19 protein-coding genes and 1 pseudogene are annotated in these 15343 nt (G+C 28.6%); all 20 read left to right on the forward strand.

What is annotated here, in order from left to right:
- Positions 1–114 precede the first annotated feature (114 nt).
- The 20 genes and pseudogenes from HMPREF1984_RS04720 (at position 115) to HMPREF1984_RS04810 (ending at position 15263) form a co-directional block, all read left to right on the forward strand.
- Positions 115–354: a type II toxin-antitoxin system Phd/YefM family antitoxin gene (locus HMPREF1984_RS04720; protein ID WP_036099819.1), complete on the forward strand. Its 240-nt coding sequence runs from the start codon at positions 115–117 to the stop codon at positions 352–354.
- Positions 348–623 (forward strand): Txe/YoeB family addiction module toxin, encoded by a 276-nt coding sequence (locus tag HMPREF1984_RS04725; protein ID WP_021766771.1) that lies wholly within the window; start codon positions 348–350, stop codon positions 621–623. The genes HMPREF1984_RS04720 and HMPREF1984_RS04725 overlap by 7 nt, the downstream gene beginning before the upstream one ends.
- A gap of 176 nt (positions 624–799) precedes the next feature.
- On the forward strand, positions 800–2041 hold the full coding sequence (locus HMPREF1984_RS04730) for an ATP-binding protein (protein WP_021766772.1): 1242 nt from the start codon (positions 800–802) through the stop codon (positions 2039–2041).
- Between the two features lie 170 nt (positions 2042–2211).
- Positions 2212–2877, forward strand: coding sequence for a deoxyribose-phosphate aldolase (gene deoC, locus HMPREF1984_RS04735; protein WP_021766773.1), 666 nt, complete (start codon positions 2212–2214; stop codon positions 2875–2877).
- Positions 2878–2910: 33 nt separating this feature from the next.
- Entirely contained in the window at positions 2911–3732 is an 822-nt protein-coding gene (locus HMPREF1984_RS04740) for an SH3 domain-containing protein (protein ID WP_021766774.1), read from the forward strand.
- 31 nt (positions 3733–3763) lie between these two features.
- Positions 3764–4477, forward strand: a complete 714-nt coding sequence (locus tag HMPREF1984_RS04745) for a DNA-3-methyladenine glycosylase (RefSeq protein ID WP_021766775.1) — start codon at positions 3764–3766, stop codon at positions 4475–4477.
- A gap of 31 nt (positions 4478–4508) precedes the next feature.
- Positions 4509–5072: a DKNYY domain-containing protein gene (locus HMPREF1984_RS04750; RefSeq protein WP_021766776.1), complete on the forward strand. Its 564-nt coding sequence runs from the start codon at positions 4509–4511 to the stop codon at positions 5070–5072.
- 71 nt (positions 5073–5143) lie between these two features.
- A pseudogene (locus tag HMPREF1984_RS11630) lies at positions 5144–5341 on the forward strand (endonuclease); the annotation flags it as partial.
- Between the two features lie 322 nt (positions 5342–5663).
- A complete protein-coding gene (locus tag HMPREF1984_RS04755; protein WP_021766778.1) occupies positions 5664–6989 on the forward strand; it encodes an ATP-binding protein in 1326 nt (441 codons plus the stop codon).
- Positions 6990–6996: 7 nt separating this feature from the next.
- On the forward strand, positions 6997–7998 hold the full coding sequence (locus HMPREF1984_RS04760) for a Fic family protein (protein ID WP_036099856.1): 1002 nt from the start codon (positions 6997–6999) through the stop codon (positions 7996–7998).
- 21 nt (positions 7999–8019) lie between these two features.
- Complete coding sequence (locus HMPREF1984_RS04765) at positions 8020–8907, forward strand: hypothetical protein (protein ID WP_036099820.1); 888 nt, start codon at positions 8020–8022, stop codon at positions 8905–8907.
- Between the two features lie 88 nt (positions 8908–8995).
- On the forward strand, positions 8996–9574 hold the full coding sequence (locus tag HMPREF1984_RS04770; protein WP_021766781.1) for a hypothetical protein: 579 nt from the start codon (positions 8996–8998) through the stop codon (positions 9572–9574).
- A gap of 87 nt (positions 9575–9661) precedes the next feature.
- On the forward strand, positions 9662–10837 hold the full coding sequence (locus tag HMPREF1984_RS04775; protein ID WP_021766782.1) for a phosphopentomutase: 1176 nt from the start codon (positions 9662–9664) through the stop codon (positions 10835–10837).
- A gap of 27 nt (positions 10838–10864) precedes the next feature.
- Positions 10865–11506 (forward strand): NUDIX hydrolase N-terminal domain-containing protein, encoded by a 642-nt coding sequence (locus HMPREF1984_RS04780; RefSeq protein WP_021766783.1) that lies wholly within the window; start codon positions 10865–10867, stop codon positions 11504–11506.
- A gap of 54 nt (positions 11507–11560) precedes the next feature.
- Positions 11561–12034, forward strand: coding sequence for a pyridoxamine 5'-phosphate oxidase family protein (locus tag HMPREF1984_RS04785; protein ID WP_021766784.1), 474 nt, complete (start codon positions 11561–11563; stop codon positions 12032–12034).
- Between the two features lie 222 nt (positions 12035–12256).
- A complete protein-coding gene (gene deoD / locus HMPREF1984_RS04790; RefSeq protein ID WP_021766785.1) occupies positions 12257–12967 on the forward strand; it encodes a purine-nucleoside phosphorylase in 711 nt (236 codons plus the stop codon).
- A 28-nt stretch (positions 12968–12995) separates the two neighbouring features.
- Positions 12996–13424 carry a cytidine deaminase gene (gene cdd, locus HMPREF1984_RS04795; protein WP_021766786.1) on the forward strand — a complete coding sequence of 143 codons (429 nt, stop codon included), beginning with the start codon at positions 12996–12998 and terminating at the stop codon, positions 13422–13424.
- Positions 13425–13645: 221 nt separating this feature from the next.
- Positions 13646–14371, forward strand: a complete 726-nt coding sequence (locus HMPREF1984_RS04800) for a class I SAM-dependent methyltransferase (RefSeq protein WP_021766787.1) — start codon at positions 13646–13648, stop codon at positions 14369–14371.
- Positions 14372–14390: 19 nt separating this feature from the next.
- On the forward strand, positions 14391–14831 hold the full coding sequence (locus HMPREF1984_RS04805) for an AtpZ/AtpI family protein (RefSeq protein ID WP_021766788.1): 441 nt from the start codon (positions 14391–14393) through the stop codon (positions 14829–14831).
- 33 nt (positions 14832–14864) lie between these two features.
- On the forward strand, positions 14865–15263 hold the full coding sequence (locus HMPREF1984_RS04810) for a hypothetical protein (protein ID WP_036099821.1): 399 nt from the start codon (positions 14865–14867) through the stop codon (positions 15261–15263).
- Positions 15264–15343: the final 80 nt, after the last annotated feature.

The following is a 15343-nucleotide window of genomic DNA, read 5'->3' on the forward strand; positions in this document are numbered from 1 at the left end:
ACTTATAAAAAATTTTTTGTAGACAAATTAAAAATAAAAATTAAAATATGAAAAAAATCTTGACTTTTTTATTTATGTACTGTATTATGTACATAGATGAAAGGGGTGATTTTTGTGACAAATACAAATGCAACTAATTTGAGAAAAAATTTATTTTCTTATTTAGAATCAGCGATTGACTATAATGATGTTATTAATGTGAATACAAAAAAAGGGAATGCAATTATTATTAGTGAAGCTGAATACAATGGTTTACTAGAAACTTTATACTTATTATCAGATCCTAATATGAAAGAAAAGATTGAAACTGCAAAGAATGCTACTGATGAAGATTATGAGGTTTTTGAATGGTAGAAAAATATAAGATTTATATTTTAAAGAAAGCTAATAAAGATAAGGAGAAAATAAAACAATTTCCAGCATTAAAAAATAATGTAGATAAATTGATAAATTTTATAAAGAAAAATCCTTTTCAAACTCCACCATCTTACGAGATTTTAACTAAAGATTTGAAGGGATATTATTCAAGAAGAATTAATAAGCAACATAGGCTTGTTTATGAAGTTATTGAGGAAGAAAAAAGGATAAATGTTATTAGTATGTGGACACATTATGAATTTTAGTAAATTAAGTAAGGATTAGTTTTTATGAAAAGTGAAGGCTAATCTTTTTTTATTTTCGTATTTATTTGCTAAGTTATAACTAATAAAATTGTAAAAAATACATTTTTGTAAGTTATAACTGATAAAAATATTGATTTTTAGTTTTTTGTAAGTTATAATTTAAAAGAGGTGATAAGATGTTAAAAAGAGATGAGTATATAAAACAAATAGTACCTTTTATTAATAAAGACGTCATAAAAGTGTTAACAGGAATAAGAAGAAGTGGAAAATCAGTAATGTTGAAACTTTTAATGGAAGAACTAAAGAAGAGAAAAATAAATGAAAATCAATTTATATACATTAATTTTGAAAATTTAAAATATAGAAATCTAAAAAATTATGAGAAATTATATGATTTTATTTTAAATAAAGTCAATAAAAAATACAAAAATTACTATATTTTTTTAGATGAAATACAGGAAGTGAAAGAATGGGAAAGATGCGTAAATTCTCTGAGAGTAAATGAAGAATTTAATTTTGATATTTATATTACAGGGTCAAATGCTAAATTACTATCAGGACAGCTTTCAACATATTTAGCAGGAAGATATATTGAATTTGTTGTGTATCCGTTTTCATTTAAAGAATTTTTTGAAATTATACAGGAGAAAAATCAAGAAATAAAAGTCAAAGAAGCATTTCAGAATTATGTAAAATTTGGAGGAATGCCATTTCTTCATAATTTGGATTACAATTTTGAAGCAAGTATGCAATATTTACAGGACTTATATGCTTCCATTATATTAAAGGATATTACCCAGAGAAATAATATTAGAGATACAGATTTGCTTGAAAGAATAATAAATTATGTTGTTATGAATATTGGAAATACATTTTCAGCAACATCAATTTCTAAATTTTTTAAAAGCGAGAATAGAAAAGTTGCAACAGAGACAATACTAAACTATATAAAAGCATGTGAAGAGGCATTTTTAGTTTACCGGGTTGCTAGAAATGATTTATTAGGAAAAAAGATATTGAATGTGAATGAAAAATATTACATAGCTGATCATGGAATAAGGGAAGCAATAATGGAAAATAATCAAAAAAATATAAATCAAGTACTGGAAAATATTGTGTACTTTGAAATGTTAAGAAGAGGATATAATGTAAAAATTGGAAAGGTAGATAATCTTGAAGTAGATTTTGTCTGTAAAAAAAATGATGAAACAATATATATTCAAGTGAGTTATCTACTGGCATCAGAAGACACAAAAGAAAGAGAATTTTCAGTTTTAGAAAATATTAAAGACAACTATCCAAAGTATGTGTTGTCAACGGATGAGTTTGATATGTCAAGAAATGGGATAAAGCATATGAATCTGATAGAATTTTTAACAAAAGACAGCAGAAATTTTAAAAATAATCTATGTAATTAGAAAAACTTATAAGAGAAAATTTAATTATAATATAAAAAAAAGCTCGTGATAAAAAGGCTAGATTTTCCAGTCTTTTTTGTTTAAAATAAAGTTGCTAAAAGAATAAAAAGCCGATATAATATAATAAAATAAAAACAACAAATAACAAATCAAAGAAGGGAATGATAATAATGGAAATAAGCAAATTTATCGATCACACAATTTTAAAGGCAACTGCTAGAAAGGAAGATATTAAGAAATTATGTGAGGAGGCAAAAAAATATAATTTCTTTTCTGTATGTGTAAATGGTGCAAATGTCAGATATGCTTATGAGCAGGTAAAAAATTCTGATGTGAAGGTGGCTGCAGTTGTGGGATTTCCTTTAGGAGCAATGTCTAAGGATGCTAAAGTTTTTGAAGCAAAAAGGGCAATAGAAGACGGTGCTTCAGAAATAGATATGGTTATAAATATTGGAGCATTAAAAGATGGAGAATACGAATATGTGGAAAATGAAATCAGAGAAATAAAGGAAACTATTGGAAATAATGTATTAAAAGTAATAATAGAAACTTGCTACCTTACTGATGACGAGAAGAAAAAGGCATGTGAGCTGTCATTAAATGCAAAGGCTGATTTTGTAAAAACTTCTACAGGATTTGGAACAGGAGGAGCAACATTTGAAGATGTACAACTTATGAAATCAGTAGTCGGAGATAAAGCAGAAGTTAAGGCAAGTGGTGGAGTGAAAGACCTTGAAACTGCAAAAAAATATATCGAATTGGGAGCAACAAGACTTGGTACAAGTTCTGGAATAGCAATTGTAACAGGAATGGAAAGTGAAAAATCAGGATATTAAATATTTTGCTAATAGCTGGAGGGGTGAAGTAGAATGAAACTTAAAAATTATTTATTTTTTGGATTTTTACTATTAATTTCTATGATTGGATTTAGTCAGAATGTGAAAGCTGATGAAGTTCTGCTGACTGATGAAGGGGTAATTTTAAATTTAAAAGGTCTTCTTAAAATGGATTGGGATAAAGAGGATAGAGATGTTCCCTGTTTTGCGGCAGGATATGGTGAAATACTGTTTTATCCTGAAAATAAAGATATTGTAAATGGAAAGCCGTTAGTATTGAGGCTTAGAAATTTTGATTATTATAATCCGGATATTGATGCGGATTATGAAAAGGAAGCTGTTAAGACAGAGAAAACTGTAACTGAAATATTAAAGAAAAATTTTCCGGAAGAGTACAAAAAAATGCAGAAAATCCGTAGAGGAAATTTTGAAGTTCAGTCAACAGTAAAGATAAAAAAGGTGGTACCATATACAGAATGTGATTTTACAACAGTTTATGCTTATGCCACAGAATTAAAGAGAGTTAGTGGAGCAAAATCAAAAATAACAGAAATTAAAACAAAAAAATCAGAAGATTCGGAAGAAGATTTTATAGATCCGGATGAAAAATTTGATTTGAAAAAATATGAAGTAAGTTCAAAGGATGGATATTCAAATTTACGTGAAAAGCCGACAAAAGATTCAAAAATTGTTTTAAAAATGAATAATGGAACTGTTGTAAAATATATTACAAAATCTGGCGACTGGTATTATATTCACTATGCTGATTACCCTTCTGAAAATGAGAAAGAATGGAAGGTCAAAGAATATAGGGGATTTATTCATAAGAGCCAGTTGAAAAAATATGTCGAGTAAAAGTTTGTAAAATATAAGGGAAATAAAAGAGATGATTTTAGAAATAAAAGAAAAATTTTATCAGCAAGATACTGTTACAATGGCAAGGGAACTGCTTGGAAAGATTCTGATTTTAAAAAATGAAAATGGAATATTTGCGGGGTACATTGTTGAAACAGAGGCATATTTAGGAGAGTTTGATAAAGCCTGTCACGGATATGGAAATAAGAAGACTCCAAAAGTTGAAGCATTGTTTGAGAAGGCAGGAACAGTCTATATTTATACGATGCATACTCATAAAATGCTGAATATCGTCTCATGTGAGGAAGGTAATCCGCAGGCAGTATTAATTCGGGCAGTAGAGCCTATTCTAAATGTCAATGTAATGGAAGAAAATCGTGGGAAAAGCGGAATTCTGGTGAGCAATGGCCCAGGAAAATTGACAAAGGCGTTTGGAATAGATGACAGATTTAATAAGACAGAAATTCAGATTATTGAAAAGAATATGTTTGAAAAGAAAAATTTATTAGAGAAATTAGAAAATAGAAATTTTGGAATTAAATATGATATTTCTAAAATAAATGAAGAATATTTATATCTTGACTTTGAAAATGCTAAAATTCCTAGGAAAATAGAAACTTCTGCAAGAATAGGAATTCCAAATAAAGGAATCTGGACTGAGAAGAAATTAAGATTTTTTGTAAAAGGGAATAAATTTGTTTCTGGAATGAAGAAAGCGGAAATGAAGGAAGATACATGGAAGTAAGGAATTTTTGGATTTAGAGAAAGGATGAGTTGTGAAAAAAATTTTTTTGAGGATAGTATTATTATTAATTTTGGCAAATGTGGGTTTTGGAGATGTTATTCAAATTTTAGGAAGTAATTATTCAATATACAAAGGAAATGTTTATTATGGAAATGAAATTTTGGAAGGAGCAAATCCGAAAACTGCTGAGTTGATAGGATTTTCTCTTTTAAAAGATGATAAAAATCATGTGTATATAGGAAATAGCAGTATAGGTCTTTGGAAACTTGATAAAATTGAAAATCCTGAAACATTCGAATTTTTATCAGATACTATAAATACTGATTCATTTTATGGAAAAGACAAATATAATGTTTATTATGTAAATAGGATATTTTTAAGTTGTTTTGGAACATATACTTGGATAGGGTTTAAAGTAGAAGGAATTAATAGAGATAAAGTAGAAGTTTTGAATGACTGGTTTATAAAAGATGATAAAAATATTTATTTTGAGGGAAAAATTTTAGAAGGTGTAGATTATAATACATTTGAAGTGCTTCCAAATGGAGATGGAAAAGATAAAAATAGAAGTTATGAATATTTGACTAAAGACTAGTTGAAATGGTTTTAATCAATAGGGAACTAATTGCTTATACAGATTAAAATAAAAAGGATAGGAAATAAAAAATGGAATTTAGAATAATGACTTACAATATTTACGGAGCAAGGCTTGCTGATGGGAAAAATTGGCAAAAAGCGTAAAAAAAAATATATAAGCCTGATTTTGTTGCATTGCAGGAAGTTGATAAAAATACGAAAAGAAGTAATTTTCGTGATGTGACGCAGGATTTTGCACTTGAACTTGGGTATAATTATTATTATTTTTAAAAAGCGATGGATTTTGATAAGGGAGAATTTGGAATTGATTAATGATAATACAGGTAAGGTTTAAAAATAAGTTGTGCGGAAACAAAATTTTCAAGTAAGAAATATTTTCTATCATAATAGAGTTGTTAAAGCTTCTATTTAATAAAAAAAGGATTTGTATGGCTTTTAGCAAATTTAAAAATGATAAAGTATCATTGCAATTTTTGTAATATATTTTCATTTTTCGTTGTAAAAAGTGTGTAATGATAACATTTTTTCGTTGTAATTTTTGTTGAAAAATGCTATATTTTATACATAAAGTTATAAAAAGAGGTGTTTTATGTATAGAATTGCTATTGAAAATCTTTATGAATGGAAAAATAAGAAAAATCGGAAACCTTTGATTATACAAGGGGCAAGACAAGTGGGGAAAACTTGGCTTATGAAAGAATTTGGAAAGAAGGCTTATAAAAATACAGTTTATATAAATTTTGATTCTAATTCTAATATGAAAAAATTGTTTGAAACAGATTTAGATGTAGAGCGACTGGTTATGGGAATTGAGCTTTATAGTGGAATAAAAATAGTACCTGAAGAAACTTTGATTATTTTTGATGAAGTTCAGGAAGTTCCAAAAGCAATTTCCAGCCTTAAATATTTTTACGAAAATGCACAGCAGTATCATATTATTTGTGCAGGTTCGTTGTTAGGAGTTGCACTGCATGAGGGAACATCATTTCCAGTTGGGAAAATTGATTTTTTAAAGTTGTATCCTTTATCTTTTAAGGAATTTTTACTTGCCACAGGGGATGAAAAATTTTTAAAACTTGTTGAAAATAATGATTACCAGATGATAAAAGTATTTAAGCAAAAATTTATAGATATGCTTAAATATTATTATTTTGTAGGTGGAATGCCTGAATGTGTACTTCATTTTTCGGAAAATAAGGATTTTAATGAAGTTAGGGAAATTCAAAAGCGTATACTTTTAGCCTATGAACAGGATTTTTCAAAACATGCTCCAAATGAAATTGTGCCTAGATTGAGAATGTTATGGAATAGTATTCCATCACAACTTGCAAAAGAAAACAAAAAGTTTATTTATGGTCTGGTTAGAGAAGGTGCAAGGGCAAAAGAATATGAAATGGCATTAATGTGGCTTATTGATTGTGGTCTTATTTATAAAGTGAACAGGGTTAATAATCCTAAACTTCCATTAAAAGTATACGAGGATTTAAAGGCTTTTAAATTATTTTTACTTGATACAGGACTTCTTACCTGCATGACAGGATTGAATCAGAGTACGCTTATTGAAGGAAATAAACTATTTGTTGAATTTAAAGGAGCATTAACAGAACAATATGTGCTGCAGCAACTTGTTACAATTGAAAATTTGAATACATATTATTACACAAATGACCGTGGTTCATGTGAAATTGATTTTTTATTAGATAATGGAGAAAGTGTAATTCCTGTCGAAGTAAAAGCCGAAGTAAATTTAAAAGCCAAAAGTTTGAAAGTGTATAAAGAAAAATATAATCCTGAAATATCAGTAAGAATATCAATGAGTGATTATAAAAAAGAAGAGTGGTTGTTAAATTTACCGTTGTATATGACAGAAGAAATTGGAAATATTGTGGAAAAAGAAAGAAATGATAAGGGATAGTTTTAATATGGAAAAAGAATATGGTTATAGTCCACCATTTGAGATTACAAATGAGATAATTGAGCTTGTGGCTCAAATCACTGAATTAACAGGAATGATTATAGTTTCAGAAAAACTATCTTCAAATCCAGTTTTGAGAAGAGAAAATAGAATAAAAACAATTTATTCATCGCTTGCGATAGAGCAAAATACACTAACATTTGAGCAAGTGACAGATGTGATTAATGGGAAAAGAATTTTAGCTCCTCCAAAGGATATAAAAGAAGTCAAAAATGCTTATGAAATCTATGAAAAATTAAGTTTATTAAATCCATATTCAATTAAAGATTTATTGAAAGCACATAAAATTCTGACTGCTGATTTAATAAATGAAAGCGGCAGATTTCGTACAAAAGGAGCAGGAGTTTATCAGGGAAACCAGCTGATACATGCAGGAACACTACCTCAATATATTCCTGAATTAATTGACCAGCTTTTTTCATGGTTGAAAAAAAGTAAAGTTCATCCACTGATAAAGGCTTGTGTATTTCATTATGAATTTGAATTTATTCATCCATTTCAAGATGGAAATGGAAGGTTAGGACGGCTTTGGCATACATTAATCCTATCAAAATGGAAAGAGTTTTTTGCCTGGCTGCCAATTGAAACTTTGATTCAGAAAAGACAGCAGAAATATTATGAGGCGATAAATTTATCAAATACTGCTGGAGGATCTACGCCATTTATTACATTTATTCTTGAAATAATAAAAGAAACTTTGGAAGAATTGCAAAAAAATGACTTAAAAATGACTGATATTTTGACTGATAAAATGACTGATAAAGAGCTTCAAAGGCTGAAAATACTGGAAGAATATTTTGAAAAAAATAATTATATTGATAATAGTGAAGTTCAAAAGATTTTGAATGTTTCGGATTCTACGGCGAGAAGATTTTTGAATAAACTTTTGAAAAATGGGATTTTGGAGGCATTTGGAGAGAAAAAAGGGAGAAAATATAGGAAGAAATAATAAAATATGGAGATAAATTGGATGAAAATAAAATATTCAAAATTTGAAATTAATATGTGGGATATATTTTTTCTAATACTGTTTTTAGGACATTTATTAGGAGGAATTCATATTTTATTTAATGAAAAAGAAAAGGGTGGAATATTTTTTTTAGCTATTGGAATAAGTTATTTTATATATAGATTTCTTTTGGTAATGATTATTAAAAATAAGATGAAATTTGATTTTTCTGATTATGAAGTGAAAATAAAAGGTCTATTTTTTGAGAAAACTATTGCATATAATGATATAAAAACTTTGACAGTGAGAAAAAATATATTAGGATCGTATGATATTCTTTTAAATTTTGACAGTTCAATAAATATTTATAAGTATTTCTGTAATTTAATAATTGATGTTTCAATAGAAAGTAATCATAAAAAAAGTTATATTTTTTGTGACATAAAAAATAAAGATGAAATTTTGGAATATTTGTTGGAGAAAATAGGTTGTCCCAAAAAAGAAATTCGTGAAAAAAAAGAGGAAGAAAAATTATATGTAAAATATTCAATTTTTGAAAAGCATTATATGATGTGTTTTGCAGTATTTAGTTTAATGATAATTTTTTCAGTTGGAATTGCTTGGGGATATTTAAATTTAATGATTAAATTGTTTACAATAATAATCTTATTACTTGTAATAACTGTAATAAGATTTTTTGAAAAAGATTATATTATAAAAAGATATAGTAATTACAGTATATCAATATCTGAAAAGAAAAAAGAAATTTATATTATGGATGATTTTTTTGAAACAGATAAAAAAGTAATAATTAATTATAAAAATAAAAATTTTAATAGTGTAAAATTTAATTTCTATTATTTTCAAAATGATGTCATGCCTAAAAATTATAAAAAATATTATAATTGAAATTATAAAAATAGTATGTATTTATATGAATATTACATATGTTTATATTTTCTATTAAAAATAATGGTTTTGAAAAGGAATTATTACAATGAAGAATAAGAATTACATTGAAGGATTTATTAAAGGTGTCTCAATGTGTTGGAATAATGGGATGAAGATTTGTCCTGAATATACAGCAATATATATTGATACATTTTTTATTGATAATGATAAAAATAATGATTTGAATGAAATAATAAAGAAAAAATTATTGCAATATTATGAAAGTAGTTCATCTGAGAAAAAAGATGATAATATTAGAAAAAAATTGGAAAAATTGAATATTGTTTTCAAAAAAAATAAAAAATACGAAAAGCTGATAGAACAAAATGAAACAAAAACTGGTTATGATAGAATTTCTGAATTTGTTAAATTGCAAACAGAATTTACTGTTGAGGAAATAATTGAAAATTTAGAAAATAAAGTAGATAAAAAGGAACAATACTGGAATGTAAGACGTTTTTTTTATCAAATAACACATTGGTTTGGTGAGCCTGTAAATTTTTATTTAGCGATAAAGAAATATGAAGATATTTTAAGTGAATTTTATGCATATAATGTTTTTTCAGCCGGAATAATACAATACAAAGAACATTTGTTGATGATTATTTATGGATCAGATGAATAAAAAACAAAAAAAGTATGCAATTAATTTGCTTTTAAAAAATTTAAAAGGTATAATATAATTAATAAATAAAGAAAGGAAAGCAGATAAATGGGAAAAGTGGAAAGAGTTACAATAATAGTATTGGATAGTGTTGGAGCTGGAGAATTGCCTGATGCAAATTTATTTGATGATTGCGGATCAAATACTTTAGGAAATATGGCTAAAGCTTATGGAGGAATGAGCTTGCCAAATATGGGGAAATTAGGGCTTGGAAATATTACTGAAATTGAAGGTACACCAGCTGTTGAAAATGTAGAAGGGGCTTATGGAAGAGCTATTGAAGTATCGCATGGAAAAGATTCTACAACTGGCCACTGGGAAATTGCCGGAGTGCCATTGGAAAGACCATTTCCAAACTACCAGAATGGATTTTCAGATGAGGTTATAAAGGAATTTGAAGAAAAAACTGGAAGAAAAGTTATGTTAAATAAGCCAATTTCAGGAACTGTGGCAATTGATCAATATGGAGAAGAGCAGATAAAAACAGGAAACTGGATAGTTTACGGTTCGGCAGACCCTGTATTCCAGATTGCTGCAAATGAAGAAATTATACCATTGGAAGAACTTTACAAAGCATGTGAAATTGCACTTGAAATTTGTAATGAAAAATCACCTGTGGCAAGGGTAATTGCAAGACCTTATGTTGGTAAAAAAGTAGGAGAATTTAAAAGAACTGCAAATAGACACGATTTCTCCATTGACCCTCCAAGAGAAAGTATGCTTGAAAGATTGGAAAAAGCTGGACTTGATGTAGTGGGAATCGGTAAGACAAGCGACCTGTTCAATGGGAAAGGAATCACAGATAACAGAAAAGCTAATCAGGATAACCTGGATGGAATTAAGAAAACAGTGGCCGCATTGAAGGAAGATACAAAAGGATTGATTTTCACTAACTTAGTTGATTTTGATGCTGTATACGGACATAGAAGAAATGTAGAAGGTTATGTAAAAGCATTAATTGAATTTGACAACTGGCTTCCTGAAATCCAAAAGAACTTGAAAGATGACGAAATCCTTATTATTACTGCGGATCATGGAAATGACCCTACATACAAAGGAACAGACCATACAAGAGAATATATACCAATATTAATTTGTGGTAAAAATGTTAAAAAGAATGTAAATATTGGAACTAGAAAAACTTTTGCCGATATTGCTGCAACAGTTGAAGAACTTCTATTGGGAACTGAAAAAGAAGGAAGTTTTGCTAAGGAAATATTATAAAAGGTTATTTTATCGGAAGGACTTAATATGAAAGATAGGGAACAGTGGCTAAAATGGGCCATGGAATTACAGAGTCTGTCGCAGGCAGGACTAAATTATGCAAAAGATGTGTTTGATGTGGAAAGATATACACGGATAAGAGAAATTTCAGCAGAAATAGTGGCTCATAAAGGTGATATTCCGGTGGAAAAGGTGAAAAATCTCTTCTGCAATGAAGTCGGGTATCAGACACCTAAGATTGACTGCCGTGCCGCAGTATTTAAGGAAGACAGGGTTCTCATGGTAAAGGAAAGGGATGGGAAATGGTCGCTTCCTGGAGGCTGGGTAGATGTGGATCAGTCAGTTGCAGACAACACTGTAAAGGAAGTACTGGAAGAAGCAGGAATAAATGTAACTGCAGAAAAAATTATAGCTGTACAGGATGGCGTGAAAAATAATTTAGGCTGTGGTTTAGGTACAGTTCCCTATGGAGTTACAAAAATTTTTGTTCTTTGCAGAATAGCTGATGATAATGAATGTGAATTTGTAAAAAATATTGAAACATCTGAAAGAGGGTATTTTGAAATTGACAGTTTACCTGAACTTTCAGAAATAAGAAATACTGAAAAGCAGATTAGAATGTGTTTTGAAGCGTATAAATCAGATGTGTGGGAAGCATTGTTTGATTAAGATGTAGGCTTTGCAATTTGAATTTGTAGACTGAAAAGAGGGAAACTATAAATTATGAGAAGAAAAGACAGGGAAATAACAGATAGGGTAAAAATAAAGAAGATTATATCAGAGTGTGATTGCTGCAGATTAGGATTTAATGATAATGGAAAAGTTTATATAGTTCCCTTAAATTTTGGATTCATCGAGAGAAATGAGAAATTTATATTTTATTTTCATGGTGCAAAAACAGGAAGAAAACATGATATAATGAAAGAAAATAACAATGTAGGTTTTGAGCTAGATACGAATCATAGAATATATGGAAAAGATGATGTTGCATGTACTTATACTTCAGCATTTCAGAGTATTATAGGAACAGGAAAGGTTTTTATTGTTGAAGATTATGATGAAAAGGTTCAAGGACTTATTGAAATTATGAAACATAATACCGGAAAAGCAGAATGGCAATTTAATGAAAAAATGGTAAATTCTGTATGTGTATTTAAGCTGGAAGTAGAAGAACTGGCATGCAAGGAACATGAGTAGAATAGTGAATTGTGGAAATTTATTAAGGACAAACTATACATAAAAGAGGTGATATCTTGATTTTACCATCGGAAGAACACCAACTGAAAAATGGAAATTATTATGATGAAATAATTATGGGAATTATGTTATAATAAGATAACGTATTTATTTAGCTGAAAGCAGCCATTAAGTTATAAGAATTGGCTAAAAATATAAAAATAAAATTTAGGAGGTACAAATATGGCAACACCGCACTTAGGAGCAAAAAAGGGAGATATCGCAGAAACGGTATTATTACCGGGAGATCCGCTAAGAGCGAAATATATTGCAGAAACATTTTTGGAAGATGTAGTACAATATAACAATGTAAGAGGAATGTTAGGATTTACAGGAACTTATAAAGGAAAAAGAGTATCTGTTCAGGGAACAGGAATGGGAGTACCTTCAATAGGAATTTATACTCATGAATTAATCAATGAATATGGATGTAAAAATTTAATAAGAATAGGAACAGCAGGATCTTTACAGGAAGATGTAAAAATAAGAGATGTAGTTATTGCAATGGCTGCTTCTACAGATTCTGCAATAAACAAATTAAGATTTAACGGAGCTGACTATGCACCTACTGCAAGTGCAGAATTACTGTTTAAAGCTTATGAAGCTGGAAAAGCAAAAGGATTGAACATGAAACCTGGAAATGTCCTTACAAGTGATACTTTTTATGGAGATGACCCTGAAGGATGGAAAAAATGGGCAAAATTTGGAGTTCTATGTGTAGAAATGGAAACTGCTCAACTGTATACGACAGCTGCAAAATTTGGAGTAAATGCATTGACTCTTTTAACAATAAGTGATTCATTAGTTACAGGAGAAGTTACTTCTGCAGAAGAAAGACAGCTTACATTCAATGACATGATTGAAGTAGCTCTTGAAAGTGCTTTAAGTTTATAGGATACAGACTAATTAACAGGAGAAAATTATGAAAGAAATAAATGGAAAAATGAAATTAACTGAAGAAGAAATATCCAGATACATAGACGAAGCAAATGACATACTTAAAAATGCGTACGTTCCGTATTCTAAGTTTCCTGTTGCGGCATTACTGATTGATGAACAGGGAAGAAAATTCAGAGGAGTAAATGTGGAAAACGCTTCCTATGGGTTAGGAATATGTGCAGAAAGAAATGTAATTCCCACGGCAGTGACTGAAGGAATGAAAAAAATCAAACTGTTAGTAGTGACCGGAGGTACACCTGAACCAATTAGTCCGTGTGGTGCCTGCAGACAGGTAATTTCAGAATTTTCTGATAAGGATACAGTCATTATTCTGACAAATAAGGATAAAAAGTATAAAATATGGTCGATAAATGAATTACTGCCTTATTCATTTGGCCCTGATGATTTATAGGAAAATCAATAAAATATGAAAAAGAAACTGTTTTATAATGAAAAGTAAATAATATATTTCAATATAGGGAGTATATTTTTATAAATTATAACTCAGTTTCTTTTTTGATTTTAAGGATAGGTTATTGTTTAAAACAGGGGTGAAATTTTTTGACAAAAATATGAAAAAATATTATAATTTATCAATAAAAAAGAGGAATTGAATAGAAAAGAGGTTGTGAAATGCACAAGGAATTTGCTGAAGTATATGATGTTTTTATGAAACATGTGGATTATAAAGGCTGGTACAAGTTTCTTAAAACATATATTAAGACTAAGGGAGAGGTTCTCGATCTGGGATGTGGAACAGGAGAATTTATATACAGGCTTTTAGATGACGGATTTTCAGTTACAGGAGTTGATATATCTGAAGGAATGCTTGAAATGGCTGAAAAAAAGATAAAGTCTAAAAATCTGAAAAATAATGATTATAAGCTTGTAAAGGCGGATATTGTAAATTATGAGCATAGTAATGAAGCTGATTATATTATGTGTAATTTTGATACGGTAAACTATTTTGAAAATAAGACAGAATTTAAAAAGTTTATATCAAAATCCTATAAAAATCTTAAAAAGGGCGGATACCTCATATTTGATATTGTAACAGAAGAAATATTTGAAGAAATATTTGAAAATGGAATATTTTTAGATGAAGAGCCTGAGTATACAAGTATATGGAGATACGAAAAAAAATCGAAAAGTAAATATTTTGTTGAAATAGATTTGTTTATAAGACAGCAGGAAGGGGATAACTTATTCAGAAAGTATAATGAACAGCATAACAAATTTATATATGAGCCTGAATGGGTTGTGGAAACAGTTCAAAAAGCCGGTTTTGAAATTTTTGATGCTGCTACAAATCCTGATTTTGGGGAAAGCAGAATATTTTTTATATTTAAAAAAATATAGATAAATTAGGAGAAGTTAAATGTCTGATATATTAAAAAAAAGCAGTAAAAGTATAAAAGAAGTAAATAAAAGAGATGATACAGCAGAAAATAAATATTTTGAAGAAAATATGAATGATGATGTTTTTTCATTGGAAAGTAATGAAGATAAGACAGAAAATGAAGATAGTGAAGAAAAAAGACAGGAAAGACTGGAAAAAATAGAAAAACGTCTTGGTAGATACGATAAGGCAAAGGAAATAAAACATAAGAAAAATAATATTCTTATGAAATATTTTCTTATAGCAACAAACATGATTTATATTTTGGCAGGGCCTATTATACTTATGCTGGGTGCATATCTTCTGCTGGAAAAATTTGTGTTTAAGAAACAGCAACCAATAGTACTCATAATATTTCTTATATTAGGGGCTTTTACAGGATACTGGTCCCTTATAAAACAGGTAAGAGATATAAAATAGTGAGTAGAAAATATTTGATAAATGGAGAGAAAAATGTTTGAAAATATACCTGAAATGATAAAAAGAACTTATGTAATAACAATATGTATTTCTGTTATATCACTTATTGCAGGTGTGTTATTGCAGAGGGAAGAAATATATCTGGGATTTTTTACTGGAAGTCTTATTTCCCTTTTAAATACGTATCTGTTAATATCAGGAACATATAAAATCCTTCATGTGAAATTAAATGGAAAAATTGCAGGAACACTTGAATTTATAAAGCGTATGATTGTTTTCTGTTTTGGAGTACTTTTTGTAGTATATATAAGTAAAAAGTACTATGCAGACAGTGTTTTGTGGAATATTGCAGCAACAGGGGCAGGCAGCCTTTCCTTTAAATTTTCTATATTCATAAATAGTTTTATTTCAAAGTATATTAAGAAATCTTAAAAAAAATATATTTGCAAAATAAAAATGATAGGAGTATAATAAAAAGCGGAAATTCAGATTTATACCTGATATTCCAATTT

Origin of the sequence: Leptotrichia sp. oral taxon 215 str. W9775 (assembly GCF_000469505.1) — a bacterium.
Classification (GTDB): domain Bacteria; phylum Fusobacteriota; class Fusobacteriia; order Fusobacteriales; family Leptotrichiaceae; genus Leptotrichia_A.